This window comes from Photobacterium piscicola (assembly GCF_900166965.1).
Taxonomy (GTDB): Bacteria; Pseudomonadota; Gammaproteobacteria; order Enterobacterales; family Vibrionaceae; genus Photobacterium; species Photobacterium piscicola.
Genome location: NZ_FUZI01000014.1, coordinates 43,019 through 67,362, shown reverse-complemented (window position 1 = coordinate 67,362; position 24,344 = coordinate 43,019). Strand labels below are relative to the sequence as shown.

The following is a 24,344-nucleotide window of genomic DNA, read 5'->3' as shown; positions in this document are numbered from 1 at the left end:
AGAGAAATAGTTATGAAAACGAAATTAATCTTCACATTATTATTAACACTTTGTACTTTTTCACAATCAGCATTCGCTGCCTTTATTTTAAACGGTACACGTTTTGTTTATGATGAAGGCCATAAAAATATTTCCTTTGAGATATCGAATGAATCAAAAGAGACATACGGTGGTCAAGTTTGGATTGATAATGTCCTTATCCCTAAAGAGGATGTTGCATTTGTTCCGATGCCATCTTTTTTTAAAATTGAGGGAGGGAAAACACAAGTTATTCGTATAATGAAAATTACCGATAAATTGCCAAAAGATAAAGAATCTATTTTTTGGTTAAATGTGCAAGAAATTCCTCCTGTCAATAAAGACCAAAATAATGTGATGGTGGTTGCTGTTAATACTCAGGTTAAACTAATTTATCGTCCAACAGCCATAATAAAAGGACGTAAAGATGCTGAATCTAAGATGTTGCTTAAAAAAGAAGGTAAAGCTTATGTTTTAAATAATCCTACACCTTATTATTTTGCAGTTACTGAGCTTAAAGTTAATGGAAAGGTAATTACATTAAGTAAAGAATTGAGTAATAAACTTGGAATGATTGCACCTCAAAGTTCAACACTATTGAGTGGTGTTAAGCTAACACCGACATCAAAGGTAGTAGTTGATGCAATTGATGATTACGGTGCTATTAATAAATATGAGGTAAAATAAAATGAAATATATATTAGCAACATTATTGTCAATATTGTATTTTAATAAGGCAGTTGCGGGTGATACAATGCCCGGAAGTCAATGTGGTAGTGCCGGAGGTGTTACATATAATATCCCACTTCCGGATTCAATTGATATATCAAGATACAACGTTGGAGATGTAGTACATACTATTGAAGCTAATACTATAACGGGTGTGCCAGGATATTGCAGTAGAGTGAATAATAGTAAAAATGATATCTTTTATGGACTTCCTTACCCTGCTAATGATTCATCGATATCATCAGGGATGACAACTGATTATAATGTTGGTTCTGACCCACAAGGTATAATAAATGTAATTCAACATCAAACGTTTAGAAGAGCAATAGTATTAGGCCGTGGAAAGTATAATCCTGCTCTTCCTGGTCGTTCAGATATGAACTTTATTCACCCCCCATTTAGTTTAATATTAAAAAAGAAACCAATAGGAAATGTAAAAATAAGCCTTAGAGGTTTATTTTCACCTAGCTTTTTTAATAGTTGGATAGAAGGAACCTCAAATTCAATGAGACTTGAAAATGGGAAGTTAATTATGAATTCATTAGAGATAGTGGATCGTGTTTCATGCAATATAACTACTAATGATTCCATTGATTTTGGTAATATACTGGCATCTACCATAAATGGTGGAGTTGGTCCATCAAAAACAGTTAATGTAGGTATTAACTGTGATGGAGTACCTTTAAAATATACAATGAAATTTTCATCCGCAATAAATGTACCAACAACAAATCTAACAGCTGGTATTTTAGGGTCAACAACACATAATAATATGGGATATCAGCTTACATGGGGCGATTCACAAATAGGAGGAACAGATAATCATCTTTCACTAGATGTTGATTATCCGAGTAAAGCAGCTAAACAAAATCAAACTGTTCCTATTAAATTAAAGCCCGTTTCATTACGGTATGAATCTGTTAAACCTGGACCTGTAGATGCGTCATTACGTATTACTATTCGTATTGATTAATGGAAGTATATAATGAAAATAAATAAAATGTTTTTTTTGATTTTATTCATGTTTCCGTTCTATTCTTATGGAAATATGGTATCAACCACTTCTACAAATCCAGAAGTGTCTGTTGATATTCCAATTACTGCAAATATTATATCTCCTACGTGTTCAATTAATAATATGAGTTCTGGAGGTTTATCTCAAACTATCGATATGGGATTTTATACAGCTCAAGAAATTGCCACAGGTAAGGTAAAAGAAATAGATGTTCCTATAATTATTGATTGCTCTGGTTCTTACGGGGTGTATGGTGTTGCTTTTTCTTTTTCAAAATTAGGTTCTTATGGTTCACTCGGTTTTTCACAACCAGGTTCGATAAGAACAAGTCTTAATGGTATTTCTCTTTCTTTAATGTGGAAAATTGATAATACACCAGTCGATCTAAGTGATGGTTATGAAAAATTATTAGCAAATAATAGCAGTAATTTAATTGATGGAAGTATTAAAGCAAAGTTATTGCTAATGCCTAGTTTTTCTGTAGGGACAATGGAGAAAGGCCGTCTTCGAAGTGGTATTAATGTATCCACTCGTTATTATTAGGAATAAATCAGATAGAAGTATTTATATTCCTACTGTTCTATAAATATATATTTACGAGAAAATAATGATAAATAATAAAACCGTTTTGTTTTTTTTTCCTATTGTATTATTATCACAACCTGTAATTGCTAAAGAAAAAGTATCAATGAATGATTTCATTACAAATCCATCATTATGGGTTAATGGAAACATAGGTTTTGGATATATAAATAACAATGTTAATTTATATGAAAAATCAATCAATACAGTATCACCATCGATAAATATAAATATTGGATATGATTTTAATCGATATATTGGTATATATAGCGGTTATAATTTAATAGATTCAATGACAGATAATAATTCAATAAATATATTTTCATTAGGATTTAAAGGTAACCTGCCTTTATATAAAAGATGGTCTATTTTTGGAAAAGTAGGAATGAGTTATTTAAATGGAAATACGAGTAGTTATAATTCTTCTGGTAGTCTTGGTTTTGGATTTGAGTATAAAGTGACAAATTCAATTTCAACACAATTTGGTTATGATTATTATCAAAATTTAGAGTTAAAAAAATCAAGTGTTGGATTGAGCAAAATCTATTGGGGAATGACATATCGTTTTGGTCAAGTTACACTACCAATAATAAAATTACAACAAGTAGACATTGTTGAAACAACTATTTCAGATGTTTCAGTATTAATACGTAAAAATTATATTATTTCATTTCCTACAGGGAAATCAATACTCGATAATGAAGATAAGTCTGTATTAGCCGAGTTATTAGAGGTAATGCATAAATTCCCAGAAGTAAATGCAAAAATAACAGGACGAGCAGATGCAACAGGCAACGCTTTAATTAATGACAAAATATCAAAATCACGCTCATTGAGTGTGTATAGATATTTAATATCTCATGGTATATCATCTGATAGATTAATTAGAGAATGGTTATCAGACTCTTCGCCTATCGATAGTAACAGTTCTAAAAATAGTGAATTAGAACGTTCTGTACAAATTATTTTATACTAATATATATCATAATTAGAATATGGTGAGGCCTCACGGCCTTGCTACTCAGCATATAAAGCTAAGTCATGTTGCCAAAGGACTTAATTAGTAAATTGAACGCTGTTTAATTACCCCCCCCTACCGCCAAAAACACACCTTTACCCTCCTAAAATTGTCCACATTTTTGTGACTGGGTTGTTAACAAAATACACGATCTACTTTCACTCTAAAAGTGGCCTCTAATGCTTAAAAAGATCATAGTCCCATTTGGTTAAGTCTATATCATGAAAAATGCAGCATTAATCACAATTAAACCTTAAATATAAACATTGAACCAATTAAGTTTTACAAACGAACTTAACTGCTGAATTTTTACGTGACATCCTATCGTCGATTAAATTAAGCGGTGTACATACTGAAGGCTTCGCAATTGAAAAGGATGGTAAATTTTCAATTATTGAATCTTCTCGCCGTCGGATGGCATGTATTTTAAGTAATAAAGATTTGCCTTTATATGTCTTTAAGGCAGATGAAATATCTGACAATGATTTGACTGCATTTATAGAATCAACATTTACTCAAAAGAAATTATCGTATCGAGAAATTGGGGCTGTTTATCCTACTCTTATGGAAAAAAATAATTGGTCTGCAATTCAATTAGCAGAACTGTTGTGGCTTAATGAACTTGTACACCTAAATAGGATAAAATACTCTTAATATCAAAATGGTGTACATAATGAAAAAAGCTCGAACAACTTATTCAGTCGCATTCAAGCACGATGCTGCTAATTTAGTCTTAAATAAAGGCTACACAATACAAGAAGCATGTAATGCTGTTGGTGTCGGATATACAGCAATGAGTCGCTGGGTTGCTCAGCTAAGGCAAGAACATGGTGGAATAACACCAACTTCAAAAGCCATGACACCAGAACAAAAACGCATTCAAGAACTCGAAGCAAAAATTAAACAGATTGAGTGGGAAAACGATATTCTAAAAAAGCTTCCGCTCTTTTAATGCAGGACAACATCAAACGATAGATTTGATAACAGCATTATCAAAAGAGCCTCATTCAATAAAGCCATTATGTAAGCTATTTGAAATACCTCGTAGTAGCTATCATTATCGACTTAAATATCGGGGTATTGTTACACCTGAGCAAGCATTGCTGCGTCAAAAAGTTGTTGATATACATAGTAGTAGCAGAAGCTCCGCGGGTGCAAGGACAATAGCTGGCCAGCTTACCCAAGAGGGTGAAAATGTTGGTCGCTATAAAGCTGCTAGCTTAATGAAAGAGCTCGGTATTATAAGTAAACAACCGAATAAACATAAATATAAAATATCAGAAGATGTCTCTAAAATAGCCCCGAATTTATTAAATCGAAAATTTAATGTTAAAGCACCAAATCAAGTTTGGTGTGGCGACGTGACATACGTTTGGACGGGTAATAAATGGTTATATTTAGCCGCTGTTATGGATCTATTTGCTCGAAGAATTGTGGGTTGGGCGTGCTCAGATAGCCCAAATAGTGATTTAACCTGTGCCGCACTTCGAATGGCTTATGAAAGCCGTGGTCGACCACAAAATATGATGTTTCATTCAGATCAAGGTTGCCACTACACCAGCCTTCAATTCAGGTAGGCATTATGGAAATACCAAATAACTCAAAGTATGAGTCGACGTGGAAATTGTTGGGATAATGCCCCAATGGAACGCTTTTTTAGAAGCTTTAAAACGGAGTGGATGCCCAAAGAGTACTATAACAATTTTGTAGAAGCAGAAAGGGATACACTCAAATATATATTGCAGCATTACAATACCAAGCGATAAATAGTTATAACAACTATTTATCGCCAGTGATGATGGAAGCAGTCGCTTAATTTAAACACCTATAAAGGTGTACAGTTTTACTTGACCACTTCAATCATCGCCCTAAGTATTGTTTTAAAAAAACCTGTTATCTGATATATCTTTATTTTAGTGCAACTTATAAGAACCTTGATTTTTACGGTTATAATACGTTCTTTAACTTATCCCTAATCTTTTGTTAATAAATGCTGTCGATATCGCGATGTTATTGCAAAGAAAATTAACATTGGGCTTAAAATTATTATATTAATAAATAAAAATGGATAATAGAAAACTCCTATCATTGAAGCCAACAATATAGAAAAAAATACAAATAAAATCACCAAGTGTATTTTATTGTTTTTATTGGCAAAAAAAGCATACTTTTTTATCATTTACTGTGCTCTATAAAATTCAAATAATTCTTCCATAAAAACCACCTCTTTTTACATAATCTACAAATGTAAATTTCCTTATAGATAAATATCTCAACTCTATTTCGTTTTATTCGTACAATGTGATGATTACATAGCATATTTAAAATAATTTTTTATACCTTAAAGTAAACATTGTTAATATTGTTTATACTTACTTTGCTAAAGTGTATAACAAAAAATATTAAATATCCCAAATTGATATAAAATATTTAATACTAACAATGAGGCTAATATTAATAGATATTAATTTTTTCGATAATTATTAGTAGGATAAACGAACTCGTAAAGCATATATATATAATAGCTCGGCTTTTAAGTATGCCTGTTGGGTATTTGTTTTATCTGTTAAATAATTAATCGCATCGCGGCACTACAAGGTGTCAATGATAGAGACGCTACGGGATAATAGGAAATAACACGAAAAAAACGCCGCATCAGGCGATGAAACTGATACGACAAGGAGTTATCCGCGCTGTTACTTTTTATTATTATAAGTGTCATGAATCTACATCACAGCAATCTGCAATTGCCTAACATAAATACAAATAATTACTTGTATTTATCATAAAAAAGCCGTATCGGTTGGAGTCGATACGGCATAAATATACAAAAACAAAAAATATATTACGTTGTACGCAAACACAACAATGTATATGTACCATAGAGATAAAATCTCACATACAGCATAATGTTAAAAGTGCTGCCCTATGCTGCACATAAAAAATATTTTTATGTTAATTCCTATTTTTTCACATAAAAAAGCCGTATCGGTTAGCGCCGACACGGCTGATATCGTAGTAATGCAAAATGTAAGCAACATGTTAGAATATATCTGCGCACCATATAACCACACCTTATTGTTCCATTTAAAACTCAGCACCGTTTTTTTTGAGGAAACACCCCGATGCGATTTTTCTACGCTCACGCTTCTTTCTTTCGCTATCAAGGTTTTTGAAGTGGTCAAGTAAAATTGGCCACTGATTTGTATTCATTATTAAATCGGCGTTCTGATTCATTAGGCGTCAAACCACCGTTATATTGATGGGGCCTGACTTGGTTGTAATATCGGATAATGTATTTAGTGATCGCCACTTTAGCTTCATTCGATGAACAATAACCTGCCGTTGGCATCCATTCTGTTTTAAAACTTCTAAAAAATCGCTCCATTGGAGCATTATCCCAACAATTTCCACGTCGACTCATACTTTGTGTAATTTGATACCGCCAAAGTAATCGACGAAATTGCTTACTTGTATAATGACAGCCTTGATCTGAATGAAACATGACACCTTTAGGCGCCCCTCGAACTTCATAAGCCATCGAAAGGGCTTTACCTGTTAGATCTGTATTGGGTGAGTCTGACGTTGCCCAGCCAATAACCTTTCGAGAAAATAAATTAATCACAATAGCAAGGTGCAACCAACGTTGTCCTGACCAAATATATGTCACATCGCCACACAAAACCTGATTAGGCTCAGTAACTGCAAACTGGCGATCTAATGTATTAGGGATATTTAGATGTGCATTTTCTGCTTTTTTATAACGATGCTTCTTAATCTGGCAACTAACTAACCCTAATTTTTTCATGACGTTAGTGGCTTTATATCGACTTAACGGCACGCCTTTAGTTGTAACGATACCTGCAATCGTTCTGGCTCCTGCAGAGCCACCACTAGCACGATGTGCAGCCTTCACTTCACTAGATAATAGCACTTGCTCTTTTGACTGCGTTTTGGGCCGTTTAGCCCAAAATTTATAGCTACTGCGATGAATGTCAAAGACATTGCAGAGGATAGATACAGGATAATAAGCTTTTAATTCATCAACTAAAATGAAGTTTTGAATGAGTCCGAGGCCAAAAGAGCGGTTGCTTTTTTTAGTATTTCTTTCTCCATTTCAATCCGTTTAATCTTCTTTTCTAATTCACGAATTTTAAGCTGGTCAGGTGTCATTGGTGTTGCTTTTGGTGTAATCCCACCACGTTCATCTTTAAGTTGTCGAACCCACTTATCCATTGTTAATTTACCGACATTCATTGCTTCAGCGGCTTCTTTTATGGAGTAGCCTTGATCTAAAACGAGTTGTGCTGATTCTAGTCGAAATTCGGGTGTAAAATTAGGACGTATTCTTTTAGTCATAGTGTCACCTATTAAATTATGAGGTGATGATATCACCTCTAACTAGGAGGCCAAATTAACTACGCCACTTCAGGTTCGGGAAGGATGAATGGCACAAGGAAAAACATAAGGTTAATGCAAAACGGAGCTAGCGAAAGGCGCACTTTGCTGTTGATGAGGATCACTTCATTCAAGGTGCTGTCTTTACTGATAAGAGTACCATAGATGATCAGGTTGTCGCGACGCTATGTCAGTCATCACGGATATCGAGCACGTAAGTGCCGACAAAATGTATGATACCAATGCGGTATACCAGACATTAGATGAGTATTTCCCGGATACTGAGATTGTTATTCCGCCGAAAGACAACACGTTTGCCGATGAGGTTCATCACCCAAAGCGGATGAGCAATCTGATAGGTTGGTTCGCCCTAGGTATTATTGGTTGGCAGAGCGTGCGGAAATATGGCAAAAGAAATATCTCAGAAACTACGATGCAATGTTACAAGAAGATCATCGGCAATTCGTTACACAGCAGAGAATTCGAAAATCAGTCGAAGGAAATGTTGCTCGGTTGTTCTATTTTAAATCACTTCATCCAACTAGGTATGCCGGATAGCTATCGTGTTGCCTGATCACATTCAAAAACAAGGGCTATTTAGTATTGCAACAAAGCCGAGTGAAGTCGGAGTTGGCCATAGGAGAAAGCTCGGCAGAAGGTCATGCAGAAGTCTATTTTTGCAACAGCCCCTAAGTTAGAGATAATAGATAGACAATATAAACGTGACATTGTCATTTATTGATAAGGCTACCAATGATAACTTGATAGCCTTAATTAACTGGATATTACTATATTAACTTATTTTTAATTAAATAGGCTTCTATACTATAACTATTTTATTTAACTAAAAGTGTTAGATAAATTGTGTTATTAACTGATTTGGCGATATTCATCGGTAGGACATAACCAACGATAAATAAGACCTGCAAAAATAGCACCAATAAGTGGTGCTAACCAAAACATCCATAATTGTGATATTGCCCAATCCCCAACAAATAATGCAGGACCTGTACTACGAGCAGGATTTACTGATGTATTAGTAATAGGAATGCTAATTAAATGGATAAGTGTTAGTGAAAGGCCTATAGTAAGACCAGCCATTTGTGGTGAAGATAGCTTGTGTGTTACTCCTAATATTATGAATAAAAACATAAATGTCATCATAACTTCAGTAATAAAGGCCGATAACAAAGAGTAATGGCCAGGAGAATGATCACCATAACCATTAGAAGCAAAACCATTTGTAAGATCAAATCCAGAATGACCGCTTGCAATTATATAAAGTATACTCGATCCTGCAATACCACCAAGTACTTGTGCTATAATATAAAAAATAACATCATGCTTAGGAAAACGTCCGCCGACCCATAGGCCAACAGTAACTGCAGGGTTTAAGTGGCAACCTGAAATATGTCCAATAGAATAAGCCATTGTAACGACAGTTAAACCAAATGCGAGAGCTACACCTAAAAAACCAATACCTAAATCTGGATATGCAGCAGCTAATACAGCGCTACCACAACCACCTAAAACTAACCAACCAGTACCAATAAACTCAGCAATTAACTTTCTTATCATAAACATTATTTCCTTTGTATGTTATTACATGATGTGAATGTTTTATGATTGCAACGTATATAAATGTTGTTGACATCTGTTGTAATCATATAATATTCGGTTTTTTGTGGATAATCTATTTATCATTACATAGTATATTTGTTGATTATATTTGTTTTGTTTCCCATAGCTGCAAAATAGAAATAATTTTTATTAATGCCATTTTTATATTGTGTGGTAAATGATATTTATGGATCGGAATCCGAAAGATTGATATCTATATAGATAAATACTAATACAAAACGTGATTTTTATATTTTCCATTATAAATAAATTAAAAAATGAGAACAAAATAATAGATCTACCCTGATCTATGACCTTAAATTGCCCTATGTAATACAATATTTGCTATCACTGGCACTAATTGACCTGTTTTTACCCTGCTATAAATACTATTTTGGCACTATCCATTGCAGCAATCGCGAACTTAATCATTCTAAAACTCATGTATAAGTTCGGTGAAATTTGATGTTTGATTAATGCGTACATATACCTATCACCGTGTTCAGTATTCATTGAATATAAAACATCAAATAATACGCCTACTGGTCATCATTCTAAGAATGAACCAGACTGTAATTTTAACGTTGATAAATTACACACTTTTGTAAATGTGTGGGTAAATAAATATCAAGAAAATCGCGAGCCGTTTCTGGGGTGGTTAAAATGATTTAAATAACCTACCATGGGGCGAGGCAGTTTTATTACTTATTACTCAATCATCATATAGTTACAGAGTCTTTTCAGTATGTCAGATAGTTGATATTTTTTAAATTATCAATAGTAATTCTCTATTTTTTAACACAATATGCAGCCCCTGATGGGCTTAATGTTTGTCCTATTGAAGTACAATAAGACGCTGTCTTTGAAATTTCCCAACTTTGCCCTTGATTAAAAGAAATAATCATTAAAATAGCAATGAAAAGACATAAAAGTAATATCTTCATTTTAAACGTCCTAATATTAATATTTGTTTATTTAAGTATTAATATCTTTTTATACAGAAAAAACAAGAATGTATATATAATTAATGACTATGAATAGATAAAAATGAGGCATTGTACTGCAATTCATAATAGTTCAGATTAGGATTCTAGCGTAAAATCCTATGATCAGTAACTCAATTGGGTCATTTTTACTCATTATCTGATATAGTCTAGTTGAGTAATTGACACTCGCAAACTTAATATTTCTGTATAAAAAGATATTAATAGTTAAATGTTGGCTGCGCGGACCCTGTAAATAATTCTGTGTAATTACCTTTTACAGGTGGTCATTTGTTCAGGCTTCATGTGGACAAGCATTGATAACGAAAAAGCGTGTTATCAACATATTGACCACAATCGCCAAATATCCCCTCAATATCACGTCACCTTTTCGCTCTGCGTTTAGCAACATTTCCCATTTTATTTTCTGTATTGCTCTCTGTTGCTTTTTACTATTTTGGCTTGCTTTATGTGGTTTTTTTATTTCATGTCAGCTACGGCTGTTTTAGGTGGGTTAAAATTGATTTTTGAGGTGTTAAATGGATCGGAATCTGAAAGATTTCTATCCATTAAGTACTGGCTAAGATAAAACATCATTTTGACCAGTTTCATTATGGATGAATTAAACAATGAGAATATTCGAACAGAATTGAAGCTATTTTGGTAATAAAAGCAGATTTTGGATAGATCTACCCTGACTACGGCCTTAAATTGGCCTCTGTAACACAATATTTTCTATCGCTGACACTAATTGACCTACTTTTAATCCTGCTATAAATTTTGTAAATACCATTCGAGCACCACACAAAATACATTTGAATGGATCAACCTTTAAAAAAGCTTTCATCATCGCTGCAAAACTAAAGGTTTTGGCTGCAACGATCTCTTGCCCTAGCTTGTTTATATATCAATGGCAATAAATGTCCCCGTAAACGATTTGATAAAAAACCAAAATAACGGATCATTTTGAAGTGCTTTTCAGGCACATGGCTTAATATTCTCAGCATCATTTCTGTTTGATTTAAAGTTAAATCTTTATAACGTTTACTTCTATGGTCTAGATAAGTAAACGTTACATCACCATCTGTATAATCAGCCAAACGCACTGCTGCGATCGGTGGCTTTTTTACGTAACTCCCTAAATATTTCGCGGTATGTGACTTATGACTGGTATTTGGGGCTATATCAACATTCTAATGGCTATTATAGTTCCTGTTTAAAAAGGCATTCCAGGATTAAAGGCTAGTGCCTTCAGTCTTCAATTCTGGCGGTAAAATCAATATGGGATAATGCGTTCTTAACAAATTAATGCCCCCATAACGCCATTGCTTCATTAGTAAACCGAACTTAAAGGAAAATGTTTTTAACTTACCCTGTTGATTTAAGCCGAATTCCGCTATTGATAAATGGATATGGCAATTAAAATTTATTTGTCGGCCATAGGTATGTAGGGCCGCAAAAATACTGACAGTTAAGCCTCTCTTTTTCGCAAGACTTATCAATGTGTTGGCGGAAAGGGAAAATAGATGATTCAATAACGCTCTGTTATATTGGAAAATAATCCAAAATTCTTTTGGCATTGTGAACGTAATATGCCGATATTTGCAATCAGGGAGGATGGAGTTGATGACAGTTATCCAGCATTCTGTGGCCTTTTGGCCACAATGACGTGCACAGCTTACTCTTACAGGTATTACATACCCGTTTCTCATGAGAACAATGAGTGTTGGTGCAACCATATGCTTTAGCACCTAACTTATGCGTTTTACACGACAATACTTTGATTACAGCTTCTAGCTCTGTTTTGCGAAAAACGTGTCCGTTTTTCAGCGCATTATGAAAGCATTTATCTAAGGTAAAAAGTGCATTAATACTATTCGGGTTATACATAGCAGATGCTAGCGTGATTCTGATGACATGATTATATTAGATGAACTTACAGCGGGAAAGTCGTAACCGCAGGTTGCTGTTCTTGACTGCCGCACAGGCAGCTTAGAAGGCTTTACACAACAATAAAGATAAGGGCTATCAATATTACTGCTGTAAATCATTACGATAAGGAACTTAATTCTAATTAGTCTGTCATATTTCATTATTAATTGGGATTTAATTATGCATAAAAAAAATCTTTTTGTTATTAGTGCATTAGCTTTAACTGTTAGTTCTTTTATGTTACCAATAACGGCTAATGCTGCATTACCTATTGCGGTAAATAATCAATCGATCCCTAGTCTTGCTCCCATGATTGAGCAAGTAACGCCTGCTGTGGTAAGTATTGCCGTTGAAGGTAAACAAATTTCAAAGCAACAACTTCCTGAAGCCTATCGCTTTTTCTTTGGTCCTGATTTTCCAACAGAACAAATTCAAGAACATCCTTTTCAAGGGTTAGGATCTGGCGTAATTATTGATGCTGACAAAGGGTATATTGTAACTAATCAGCATGTAATTAATAACGCTGATAAAATTATGGTTCAGCTCTCTAATGGACATGAGGTTACCGCTAAACTAATTGGTAGTGATAAGTCATCAGATATAGCACTACTACAAATCAAAACTCCACAAAAATTAACAGCCATTAAGTTAGCCAACTCCGATAAGTTGCGAGTGGGTGATTTTGCTGTTGCTATTGGTAACCCGTTTGGTCTTGGCCAGACAGTTACTTCTGGAATTATATCAGCTTTAGGCCGTAGTGGTTTAAACCTTGAAAACATAGAAAACTTCATTCAAACAGATGCTGCTATTAATAGTGGCAACTCCGGTGGCGCACTGATTAACCTTAATGGTGAATTAATCGGTATTAATACAGCAATACTGGCACCAAACAGAGGTAATGTTGGTATTGGGTTTGCAATTCCATCTAATATGGTTAATAACCTTACTGCGCAAATTATTAAGACTGGTCATGTCCAACGTGGCACATTAGGTGTGCAAGGACGCGAACTCACTGCTGAATTAGCTAAAACATTTGGTTATGACACTAATCAAGGTGCATTTGTAAATCAAGTCATGCCGGATTCAGCTGCGCAAAAAGCAGGGTTAAAAGCTGGTGATATTATTACTACAGTAAATGGTGAACCAATACGTTCATTTAGTGAGTTGAGAGCAAAAGTTGCGACTTTAGGTGCAGGTAAAACCTTAACTCTTCAAGCGATGCGTAATGGTACATTACAACAATTTACGGCAACTCTTGGTGCAAATGTTGATAGTATTGTTAACGCTGATGATCTTCATTCTAGCTTAATAGGCGCTCAATTAACTAATTCAACCAAGGATGGAAAAGATCATGGCGTTGAAGTTACACAACTAGCTAAAAATTCGCTTGCGGCACGCTCTGGATTGCTTAAAGGTGATGTTATTATTGGCCTTAATCGAACCGTGATTAATAATCTTGGTCAACTACGTAAAGCATTAGATCACCCACCTAAAGTTATTGCTCTCGAAATTCAACGTGGCAATAATGTGTTATATATAATTATTCGCTAACCATAACTAAATTAATGCGTTAATCGTGATAATTCATGTAAAGAGTTAGTTTGAATCATAATTAGAGGGAGCTAAGCTGTTTTATTAGCCCCTTTTATTCTTCTGTTACAAAAGCAGTACACTAAGCCTTTTACTCTATTGAACGATCACTTGCCAATTTCTTAGCAACCCGTATCACCGTTCTATTCGACACATTAGTCAATTTTGCTGTATCACTAATGCTTAGCTTATTAATAACCCGCAGCTGATATATTTTTTCATGTAAATCTAAGTCTGCTCGTCGCCCAAGGTATTTTCCTTCCTCTAGGGCTTTTTTTATTCCTTCTGCCTGACGACGACGGCGGTCTTGGTAGTCTTTTCTGGATATTGCAGCCAGCATGTCCATCATCATATTGTTAATGGCTTTGATCATTGAGCGAGTGAATTCATCTGTGATTTGAGGTGCAAAAGCAATATGGCTTGTCGGTAAATCCAGGCTAATGACTTTTAATTCTTTCTGGTACAGCATTTCTTTTAATTTAAACCAACTTTGCTCATCTAGACGAGAAAGTCGATCTATTTGCTCTATGATGATTGCATCTCCAATTGCTGCGTCTTCAAGTAAGCGAAGTAATTCAGGTCTTTGCAATGAAGCACCTGATTCATTTTCAATATACCAACCCGCGATACGGCACCCTTTGTCATGAACAAAGTTTTTTAACGTGTTTTGTGCTCGTTTTGCATTCTGGTCATTGGTTGATGCTCTTAGGTAACCAAATATGTACATAATATACTCTAGGTGACATTTAGATAATGATCTAATCTAGAGTGACATTTAAGTTATGACAAAGATAGATAAATCGCCAATTTTTGATAGTGACATTTAAGTATACCTAATTGTCTCACCCCCCTCCTATTGGATTAGCACCATTAATTATGCAAACCGATTAATCGGTTTTGGAAATTGATTTGCAAACATCGATTAGTAATGTCAACTGCCGTTCAATTGGACAGCGTTCAGCTATGGTTCAATATATCCCATAATTTTCGCCGTAGGATTTATGTATCCTCCAGCTATTGGGAATAATTATTATCATTATAAATTGGTTTGTTATAGATAGTTTCTTAAATACTACAATGCGAGGTGAGAAGGAATGTGAACTGGTTTCGATGGGGTATACCCTAAAGTGACAGAAGAAAAATGCTCACTTTTATCTAGGTGAACAAAAGTGAGCCTACCTTTTGTCAAATTCCTATAGGTGATTCTTTATTAATTTCAGATACGGCATCGATAGCATTATTTTTGTCATTATTAATATCAAAAGGCAACGACGGACGTGTAAGCGTTTTATCGTAGTTTAACCTGATACTCATATCTGAATGACAAAAGCCTAAATTAACGAGCATTTGATTATCTATATCTGAAAACCCTTCTAACTGAGTCCCTAGGTTACTAAGATGACTGTACTGCTCAGCTTCACTATTAGACAACAGAGGATCTATAATTTGGAAGTTTTTCACTTGGCTAGATATAGACCAATAACCACCGTTATATTCACCAGCAATGTAATTACGCATCAATGTTCGTTTGCGTAACGCTCTTTGCTGATTAATCATAATGTCAGTCATCCTAAGTGATAAACCAAACTTACTTTTCACAGCCTTAAGCCATCCCCCCCATGGCACAGGAAGCAGTGCTCCGGCATCACAACAGAATACTGAATCATATTCTTTGTCAGCTCCATGCTTCCATATCATCTCTAGTCCCATATTGTCATAGAGCCCCCCATCACATAAATCTAAGTGCTCACGAAACTGAGAAACTTGTTCAGCAGGGATACGGCTATAAGATATGTCACTCCATGTCCAATTCCTTCCGCATAACCTTATTGGTGCTAAAAATGGAGGGAATCCACTAGATATAGATATAGCTTGCGCTAAAGTAATACCGTGTTCTGAAGCAGAACCGATATGATAATCTCGAATTTCAAGTTTTGATATTCTAACACTGGCCCCAGTGTCGAGGTTCGTACCATAAAAAATAAACTCTGGAGCTAAAGGATGATCTGGAATATCACAAAGGCGGGTGCCACCAAACAACAAAGTTTCGTATTTCTTACGAACTTCTGTTGCTGCCGTTGTTTTTGGGTTTAGTGTGTGTAAGATTATCCGAGACATACTAGTGATTGTTTGAGAACAAAATGTAATAAGGGGGTCTGCGATTACTTCTTTAAAGTTAGTTGCACGATAACGCCCTTGGCTAGCATCTATCTCCTGAAAAGTTAGCTCTTCCCACTTCAACATTAATAAGCCAGCGGTAATAGAACCACCTGATACAGATGTGATTGTATCTAATTCAGTTAATAATCCATCTTCGTTCATCCGCCATAGAGAGCCTAATGCATAGAGTGTAGCTCTAAAGCCACCACCAGATAGAGCTAAGCCTTTTTTTAGTTTGTTACTCACTATCTAACACCTTCTCGTAAACTTTAGTCTCATTTTCACCAATAATCATTTGATATGCAGGCAACCCATCTTCAGATAAATTAATTGCAAGCTCTTCGAGTTGGTTAATATCTAGTTTACTCATGCGAGCAGAAGCACCTTTTGGGTGACTATGCCATTCACCAATGTAACCCACATTATTAGCTGTGCGAGTGGCAACCTCTTCTAACGTTACTATTACACCGTTAGTTCCTCGCTGAAATGAAGTAGGAGTACCAATACTGTCGTCTGGAGCTGATAATGCATCAACAATATAAACGCTCTTCTGAGTCATATCATGGTAACCAATCAAAATTCCGCCCGTTTCATTCGGTAAATTTTGAGATCTTAATTTTCTAATGCGATCTTCTATTCCTTCATCCCAGTGAACTTTAAATTTATTAAGATTGTGATTGTTATTCATGACATCTTTACGAGCGATAGCCCTATAAAATGCACGCTCTCCGGTTTCGACTTCATCATGCCAAATCATAATCATAGGGTCATCTTGACAGCTAGCTTTAATGATCTGCTCAGATAATAAGGACGAACATGCCATTACCCGAGAATGAGACATAACAAAAGAATTATCACGACAGCTGACACCAGAACGAAATTGGTCTGATGTACTTACAAGGTGCTTATCACCAATAGGTTCATTAATTAATACCCTGTAATACTGTGCTTCTAATGAAGCAAGACGGACTTTTCTTCGCTTGTCCTCAACAAGTAAAACTGCACCGCTGCCACTCGGAATAAAAAATGCCGACATATGCCTAGGAGCATACCTATTTAGACTAATGGCTCGCGGGTAGCTTAAAGATGCACTAGCATCAATAATAAGATCTGATTTGTTTAGGTATTCGTTGACTGTTGGTATGTTGAAATTTTTTGCATCAATATTAATACCAGTAAAATCACAGTCTTGAAAATAATAAGAATAATGGGCAGCTACAAATTTAGCCTTATTTTGCCCAACGGCTGATGATGGGATGACGTGCCTAGTAAAATTATGAGGTCGAAATGAATCGTTATCAACAACAGTCCATGAGCCCCAACCAGCTTTTGCCCAAAAATCAACAAGTGCTCCTCCTAATGCTCCTGCACCAATAATAGCTCCTTTACCAAAGGATTTTATAATCCCTGACTGAAGGCGACGTTCTTTTGCACTGGTCTCTTTAAGACACTCCATAAATTCAATATTTAAATCAACATTATCACTACAAATAGGGAGCAACTTTCCATTAGCATTTGTTCTAAGATACTTTGTGGTTTCATCAGTAACATCAAACATAACTGCTAGTTCAGCTAATGATTGAAAGGCTATGATAGCTATGGTTTGACGAGTTTCAATTGGACTATCAGGAGAACGTTGCATCGGAAATGTTAGAATAAAAACTGTAGCATTTACGTCTAAACGATATGAACTTGAATTGATGATTTCTAATAATTGCTGTCGTATTAGATCAATGATTTCAACCCCCAATGGTTTTAATAACTCATTGAGTTTTGATATCGTATTTACATTCCTATTAACAACACCATGAACAATAGAAGGGGTTATAATGGTAACAACATTTATCAATGCTCCGTGTCGTGAAAGACTCTTTCTTTTCCAATTAGTTACAATAAAAGCCCCCTCTTCTATTGTCTCTTTTTTGTTATGCATCACGGCATTTAACTGTTTTCCGTGGTTTGACTCATGATCGTAATCATACGGTAAGATAATTGTTGACGATGGATTGAAAAATAGCTGTTCAATACCTTGGTCATCATGATGTAGTTTTCCAAGAGCAGCCTGTGTCAACCACCAATTAGTTCGCTTCAAATGCTTTTCAGCTGTCCATGACGCTGCTACTACATCTGTAGGTTCTAAATATAAGCATAGAGATTTTTCAGCATCTTCAGACGGACTATTCTGATGCATAGTGATAGGAAAACCTTTGCGAAGGGCAAAAGTTGACGGTAACTCACTTTCTTTGGTAAACATGTAAACAATGCGCTCTTTATAACAAATACCAACCGAATTTCGAGAGGGCACATCGTCATTGCAAATATCAACAGAAATAAATTCAGCTCTTTTACCTGAATTCACTCTCGCACGCACGTCAATGAGTGTGGTATTACGATCTTTATTAATAGCTTTGATCATGGCAGTGGAGCCGTCTAACTTCACTTTGTTCTGATCAATTTCGTCAGCTTCTATAGGAAAAAAATCAGCCATGATAATTATCCCGCTCGCGCTGGAGTGGCAGCAGCAGTGGCTAACGCGGCTGTCATTTTATAACTTCTTTTTGATAAGCCTGAAGAAGTGAATTCTATAATTACAGGCTGTGGCTTAGTTTTGCTTTCATTTTCCATCGTGACGATTAGGCTACGTCCATTTACATCACGCAAGTAACGTTCATAGCAACGTTTTGCCTGTAAATGAGGTGGTTGAGTAGAATTTAATGCTTCAGAAGTTGACTCGTCGAAAGAATTGCTTGAACAAATCATATAAGCATCTTTGTTACCCAATAAGAGAAGCTCTGCAACTTTTTCTTTGGGTTCTGTTTCGTTATCACCTTTTTCATCAGACAAAGCGAGATAGCTACAATGATGGGGGATATTTAATAGGTCCCAACGTAAACGGTCTTCGTTTTTGTAGTACTTAGTAATAGACACAATGTCTTCTAGAACTTCCCACTCTGAATCACCAATAGCGAGGAAATCAAAAGCCTCTCCTCCTTCATTGAATCGAATATTGAATATAAGAGAGGCTTGGTTACGTACTTTTTTAACCTCTTTTCCAGCTTCTTCGCAATATTTCATAAAAGGTGAATGAACAAAGAATTCGACATTGTCATTTTCCAACGAAAATGTATCAACAATAGTACCAGCATCAACAATTAGATCAGAAAGCTCATCAATATTCATCTGCCAGCTTTCGATTAATTTTACTAGTTCATCCGGTTGTGAAAATACACGAATACCAGTTTTATTTTTTAAACGATAACGGGCTTCTGAACGCCAAATAGCAAATTCAGATGAGAGTTTGTCTCGATCAACAGACTCCAATAGCATCGCAGCAGGAACCCAAAGTTGATCGATTTTAATGCGTCCGTCCCCTTGATATTTAATTGCGTGCTCAAGGTGGAAAAACTCTGTACTTCCTTCTATATGATCTTTATCGGCATGAGTGAAAGCTAGAACTTCAAGACCATCTTTTTTAGCATCTACCAATGTTTTCTTGATATCAGAAGCTATATCGAATTGAGGTTTTGTACTATCAGTAGCACTACTATGTTGTCGATAGTCCATTAATATATGCTTGCCATTTTTTGAGGTAATTAGACTTGTATCACCGTTACCAACTGGATAAAACTTTACTGTTGCCATGACCGATATCCTTATTATTACCTATTATAAGTGTGGTTTTATATAAAAACCGGAATACAATATATGCGCAAGTAAATACAATCAAGCACAATATGTAGTATTCCTTGGAGGTGTTAGATTGATTCGATTTTTGTTAAAAGCTGAGTTGCTTGCTGTGTGTGATCACTAAGCGATTCTGTCACAACTAACTTCATTCCATATCAGAGAAATTAACCACCAATTTCACATAACATCTGTTATATGTCCCAACAAACAACAACAGATAAAACTTAAGAAGCCTCCAAATTTATAATATAATTTGGAGGCAATAGTTATAAAAAATCTTATAGGGTTTGTTTTATTAATGTTACAGGTATTGTTAGAACCCTAATTTTAGGACCATTGTCTTCAACGATGATCATTGCATTGTTATCGTCTAGTTGATAAATATCAGAATAAGCAGAACCTCCCTTGACTAATTGAATCGGTCCTTGCCAACTTGCTCCCTCATCAAAACTAAACCATAAACCAAGATCTGAACGGCCATTTGAACCAGCAGGGCTACCCATAGGGTTCGTAAATAATAAATAGCTTTCACCATTTGCTGGCTTAAAACGTGTAATGGAAGCATCTACTGTACTTGTGCTGAGTTTATTAAATAGAGAACTATTATTACCTTCTGGCATTGTCCATGTTTCACCACCATCAGAGCTGATGAATTGATGTCTAGGACCGTAATTAGTCCCATTGACGACTTTATTAAAATCTAGGCGGGCAGTAAGTAATAAATCACCATTATTTAATTCAACAAGATCTGCCTCACTTGGCTCTAGGGTTTCTAAGTTATTATTCCATCTGTAAGGGATAGGAAGTGCTGAGCCTGTTGTCCATGTCTGACCTTTATCATCGGAGAATGCGGAAACCACATTAAGAAAATATTTATCAAGTGTAATAGCAGGGTAAATTAACCGTTGATTATGATTGCCTTGAAGCTCGGTTTGCTTTGTAAGTTCAATACCATGGCCTGGCCCTGGATTGATACTCGCGACACCATAAAAGTTATAAGCTTTACCTGAATGTGCTTTTTGCCACCCTTGTGATTCAGGGCTATTGGGCGATACTGAAGGGTTTAACATGGCTAATGCACTAGCATCATAGTTAATTATTGTTGCAGTGTTTTTAGTAAGAGAGAGAGATTTTATATGTAATCTTCCTTCTTGTTGAGCATCAGTTTGGCCAAATCCTACGGTGTTGCTCGTTGAAGGCATACCCGTCCATTGAGCTAATTGAACATCATTAATTAACAAACGAGCGCTTTGATCTGCAGGAGAATATTGGATTGAAGAAGCAAAGATACTTCCTACATGGTCACCTTTATTTTTAATAATGATAGGATTTTCTTGACCATTAAGATGAGCAATTAATCGACCTTGATTATCATGGGTATAATTAACTCTGAATTCATATGATCCATTTGAAATAAATAATTCGTTTTTAGTTCCGCTATAAATACTTAATTGAGTAGAAAAATCCCAACTATCAGTAGAGGTTATTTGACTACTGCGTGTGTAATATTCATGGCCGCCCCAACCAATAATCTGTAATGTGCGTTCTTTAACATCCGAAGTAACATTAACGGGTTGTTCCCATGTGTTATTTGCTACGTCATAGATATTATAGAAAACCCCACTAGGCATCCAAGGTTTAATTCGATCACCATTTTGAGCAGCATTGGTTGGCCAACGGACGTAAGAGACTAATACTTTATTTTCATCAGCAAGGTAAATAGGACGAGGATCTGAAAAGTCAAAGTCATCGCTAATATTAATCTCTTCAGTTAAATTAAGCTCATTGCTCCATGTTCTGCCGAAGTCATGAGATGTTCGAGTAATAATATCATTAGTATTTGAGGTTGAACCAGGATCACCACCACCGACTCTCTTTTCGGCGAAAATTACGACTGTTCCCGGGGGGTTGTCACTAACTACAAGTGATGGAATTCTATTTGGGGAGGAAAAAACAGCATCTCCATTTACTTGAAATACGATAGATTTATAATACGCTTCTCCTGATATTGAAGATGAACCATTACCCCACGCAATTATATTTTGGTTACTTGCTGTCCCTACCCATTGATCGCGAATTAAACGGCCATCAAAATAAAAACTTGCTGTTTGAGTATCGCCTGGATGAAAAACAATATCATAACGATGATAGTCGTAAACTGTGCTGTTTGTCGTAAGTATTGTTTCTGTTGTTTCACCATCAAATGTAACTGTTAATTCATTATTTTGGTTGATGGATATAATAGGTAAAAACCGTTTACTACCATTAGAGTAATAATTTGTTATGTAACCACCGCTAGCGACACGCATTTGTGTTGTAAGTTGCCAGCCATAATTTTGTGCTTGGCTATTTATAATTGTATCGGGGGTGATTTTCCAATTAGCGCGGCCATTATTACCATTGACATACCACTCAATCAAATCCTCATTGACAATGCTTTGTCCATAACCATGACCACTTAAATAATTTACCCAACCTTGTTCGATTGGTTCATCATGAATAGGGTTAGTAGATGGAATAAACTCCATGACTTGTGCACTTACAGAACAAGATAACAATGATGTAATAAGGGTTAATAGGTATGTTTTCTTAAATGTCATATTACGGTCCTTAAATATTAAATATGAATAGATAAATATTTAATTTGATGAGGAGTTCATAACAGGAATGATTAGTTACTTATCCTTATCAGTAGTGAAGTTATACTCCGATTATGTGTTTTTTGTGAAATATAATTTCATTGATATATTAAGAACGATAACTTGATTACAGGAAGTAAATTAAAAGAATACTAATTATTCATTATTGTATGATCGTGGTTGCAAAAAATGCTTAAATATATTTCTGTTCTAAATGAATAATGCAGAAAATATGCCTCCAGATAAATATGTCACATAGTGTCAGGGGGCTTGTTGCAAATAATAAAAGCAGGTAAATGAGTCCTACAACTGACTCATTATTACTAGAAAACAACGTCAACATTTGTTATGAATACTGACATTGTAAGTTGATGAATATCTCTATTTTTTGTGATTATCCAGTAAATTATGTCCAAAGTGATAATTTAGGATCAGGTAACATCATTAACAAAATAATAACGTTATATTGAGTCTTCTTTAAGGTGACTTTCTTAGATAAAATGAGCTGTTTCAAGGGGAATTATCACGAACGCTGATCGCGAAGTACGTGATAGATGCATACTGTTAAATACAGCCGTTTTTAGCGAAAAGTCATACTACGAGCTGAATGAACGGTATTTATGGTCTTAAAATCGTTTCTAGGATCGATTTGACGAGTATTTTGATCTCATTAGATTGATAATAGGTCTGTTGCGAATATTTCGAATACTTGACAGGTTAATTAAATAAGCTAGTATGTAGTCATTGCGAATATTTCGAAAAAAATGATTTTTTCAAAATATTAATTTTAATTTTCGTTTTAACGAAAATACCCCCACTAAGAGTGCTAAGCACTCATTGAAACATAAACGTAAGCCATCTATGAGAGAGTGGCCATATCGTTTAAATATAGAGGAATTCGTATGTCAACTAAAGCAATCCAAAATCGGCTGCCTAATGCGGAAGAGATGGCAATTGCACAACTTGGAAGTAGAGAGCTTGCTGCTGTGCTTGCCATTAAAGGAGATAGTCAAAATATACAAATAACTACGCCAGAAGGAGACACAAAAAGGATAGAAATACCTGTATCTGCTTTAAAAATGATGATTGAAATATTAACCGTGTTAAGTGATGGTAATACTGTATCAATTACCCCTATACACGCCCAACTAACAACTCAAGAAGCGGCTGATATTCTTAATATGTCTCGTCCTACGCTTATAAAAATTCTTGATCAAAATGAGATCCCATATACTCGTACGGGTAACCGACGAAAAGTAGCTTTTGTGGATATTCAAAAATACAAAGAAGAATTATATAACAAGCGTATGGAGGCATTAGACGAATTGGCATCGCTTGATTATGAATTAGGATTATAAAAATATGCGAAAATTCACAGTAGTATTAGATGCCTGTACTTTATACCCTGCGCCATTAAGAAATATGTTGATGCATCTTATCATGACGGGATTATTCCAAGGACGTTGGAGTAATCAAATACATGATGAATGGATTCGTAATTTATTAATAAAACGACCTGACATTTCAGAAGAAAAGTTAGAACGAGTTCGATTTTTAATGGATAGTCATGTTCCTGATTGCTTAGTTACAGGCCATGAGTGCTTGATTTCAGGGCTCGATCTTCCTGATGTAGATGATCGACATGTTCTTGCCGCAGCAATAAAATCTAATGCTGAGCACATTATCACTTTTAATCTTAAGGATTTTCCTGACGACTATTTAAATAAATTTGGTATTTCAGCTGTTCACCCCGATGATTTTTTATCTGATATGTATGAGTTGTCTCCAAATAAATGTTTGGAGGCGATCTCAAAATATATGAGTCAAAATAAAAATCCAAAACTAACTTATCAAGAAATGATTGAAATGCTAGAGAAGCAAGGGTTAGTAAGATTTGCATCAAAGATGATCTCATTTAGAGCCATTTTTGAATAAATAAAATAAAGCCAGCAATAACAAAAAGCTAAAATAAG

The 24,344-nt window shown here is 35.2% G+C and carries 15 protein-coding genes and 3 pseudogenes; 9 read left to right on the top strand and 9 right to left on the bottom strand.

What is annotated here, in order from left to right; genetic code table 11:
- Window positions 1-12: 12 nt before the first annotated feature.
- The 5 genes and pseudogenes from CZ809_RS19255 (at window position 13) to CZ809_RS19230 (ending at window position 5,178) form a co-directional block, all read left to right on the top strand.
- Entirely contained in the window at window positions 13-705 is a 693-nt protein-coding gene (locus CZ809_RS19255) for a fimbrial chaperone (protein WP_080159140.1), read from the top strand.
- 1 nt (window position 706) lies between these two features.
- Window positions 707-1,720 (top strand): fimbrial protein, encoded by a 1,014-nt coding sequence (locus CZ809_RS19250; protein ID WP_080159139.1) that lies wholly within the window; start codon window positions 707-709, stop codon window positions 1,718-1,720.
- Window positions 1,721-1,732: 12 nt separating this feature from the next.
- Window positions 1,733-2,305, top strand: a complete 573-nt coding sequence (locus CZ809_RS19245; protein WP_080159138.1) for a fimbrial protein — start codon at window positions 1,733-1,735, stop codon at window positions 2,303-2,305.
- Between the two features lie 64 nt (window positions 2,306-2,369).
- Window positions 2,370-3,320 carry an OmpA family protein gene (locus tag CZ809_RS19240; protein WP_080159137.1) on the top strand — a complete coding sequence of 317 codons (951 nt, stop codon included), beginning with the start codon at window positions 2,370-2,372 and terminating at the stop codon, window positions 3,318-3,320.
- Between the two features lie 715 nt (window positions 3,321-4,035).
- Window positions 4,036-5,178 (top strand): annotated as a pseudogene (locus CZ809_RS19230) (IS3 family transposase).
- Window positions 5,179-6,543: 1,365 nt separating this feature from the next.
- On the opposite strand, the gene CZ809_RS19220 reads toward CZ809_RS19230, so the two are convergent.
- Window positions 6,544-7,721, bottom strand: a protein-coding gene (locus tag CZ809_RS19220; RefSeq protein ID WP_144396209.1) for an IS3 family transposase whose coding sequence is annotated in 2 segments (ribosomal slippage) — window positions 6,544-7,451 and window positions 7,451-7,721 — 1,179 coding nt in all. Because the reading frame shifts where the segments join, the coding sequence is not laid out codon by codon here.
- A 226-nt stretch (window positions 7,722-7,947) separates the two neighbouring features.
- Between CZ809_RS19220 and CZ809_RS21435 the strand changes: the two genes are divergently transcribed.
- Complete coding sequence (locus CZ809_RS21435) at window positions 7,948-8,334, top strand: hypothetical protein (protein WP_235865981.1); 387 nt, start codon at window positions 7,948-7,950, stop codon at window positions 8,332-8,334.
- A gap of 296 nt (window positions 8,335-8,630) precedes the next feature.
- Here CZ809_RS21435 and aqpZ read toward each other — a convergent pair whose 3' ends face one another.
- The 3 genes and pseudogenes from aqpZ to CZ809_RS19200 all read right to left on the bottom strand — a co-directional run bounded on the left by aqpZ (window position 8,631) and on the right by CZ809_RS19200 (window position 12,253).
- Window positions 8,631-9,335 carry an aquaporin Z gene (gene aqpZ / locus CZ809_RS19210; RefSeq protein WP_306341434.1) on the bottom strand — a complete coding sequence of 235 codons (705 nt, stop codon included), beginning with the start codon at window positions 9,333-9,335 and terminating at the stop codon, window positions 8,631-8,633.
- Between the two features lie 450 nt (window positions 9,336-9,785).
- Window positions 9,786-10,089, bottom strand: a pseudogene (locus CZ809_RS21430) (Rpn family recombination-promoting nuclease/putative transposase); the annotation flags it as partial.
- Between the two features lie 980 nt (window positions 10,090-11,069).
- A pseudogene (locus tag CZ809_RS19200) lies at window positions 11,070-12,253 on the bottom strand (IS91 family transposase).
- A 222-nt stretch (window positions 12,254-12,475) separates the two neighbouring features.
- On the opposite strand from CZ809_RS19200, the gene CZ809_RS19195 reads away from it, so the two are divergent.
- Window positions 12,476-13,846, top strand: a complete 1,371-nt coding sequence (locus CZ809_RS19195; RefSeq protein WP_080159132.1) for a Do family serine endopeptidase — start codon at window positions 12,476-12,478, stop codon at window positions 13,844-13,846.
- Window positions 13,847-13,976: 130 nt separating this feature from the next.
- Here CZ809_RS19195 and CZ809_RS19190 read toward each other — a convergent pair whose 3' ends face one another.
- From CZ809_RS19190 to CZ809_RS19170, 5 genes are all read right to left on the bottom strand, one after another.
- Window positions 13,977-14,612, bottom strand: coding sequence for a recombinase family protein (locus CZ809_RS19190; protein ID WP_080159131.1), 636 nt, complete (start codon window positions 14,610-14,612; stop codon window positions 13,977-13,979).
- Window positions 14,613-15,070: 458 nt separating this feature from the next.
- Complete coding sequence (locus CZ809_RS19185) at window positions 15,071-16,291, bottom strand: patatin-like phospholipase family protein (RefSeq protein WP_159447958.1); 1,221 nt, start codon at window positions 16,289-16,291, stop codon at window positions 15,071-15,073.
- Window positions 16,284-18,533, bottom strand: a complete 2,250-nt coding sequence (gene cap2-3, locus CZ809_RS19180; RefSeq protein ID WP_080159129.1) for an anti-phage 6A-MBL system cap2_3 protein — start codon at window positions 18,531-18,533, stop codon at window positions 16,284-16,286. Before cap2-3 ends, CZ809_RS19185 begins: the two co-directional genes overlap by 8 nt.
- 5 nt (window positions 18,534-18,538) lie before the next feature.
- A complete protein-coding gene (mblB, locus tag CZ809_RS19175; RefSeq protein WP_080159128.1) occupies window positions 18,539-19,687 on the bottom strand; it encodes an anti-phage 6A-MBL system MBL-fold protein in 1,149 nt (382 codons plus the stop codon).
- A 323-nt stretch (window positions 19,688-20,010) separates the two neighbouring features.
- Window positions 20,011-22,332 carry an exo-alpha-sialidase gene (locus CZ809_RS19170; protein ID WP_080159127.1) on the bottom strand — a complete coding sequence of 774 codons (2,322 nt, stop codon included), beginning with the start codon at window positions 22,330-22,332 and terminating at the stop codon, window positions 20,011-20,013.
- A 941-nt stretch (window positions 22,333-23,273) separates the two neighbouring features.
- Here CZ809_RS19170 and CZ809_RS19165 point away from each other — a divergent pair.
- Window positions 23,274-23,729: an excisionase family DNA-binding protein gene (locus CZ809_RS19165; protein WP_080159126.1), complete on the top strand. Its 456-nt coding sequence runs from the start codon at window positions 23,274-23,276 to the stop codon at window positions 23,727-23,729.
- 4 nt (window positions 23,730-23,733) lie between these two features.
- Window positions 23,734-24,306 carry a PIN domain-containing protein gene (locus CZ809_RS19160; RefSeq protein WP_080159125.1) on the top strand — a complete coding sequence of 191 codons (573 nt, stop codon included), beginning with the start codon at window positions 23,734-23,736 and terminating at the stop codon, window positions 24,304-24,306.
- The last annotated feature ends 38 nt before the right edge of the window (window positions 24,307-24,344 follow it).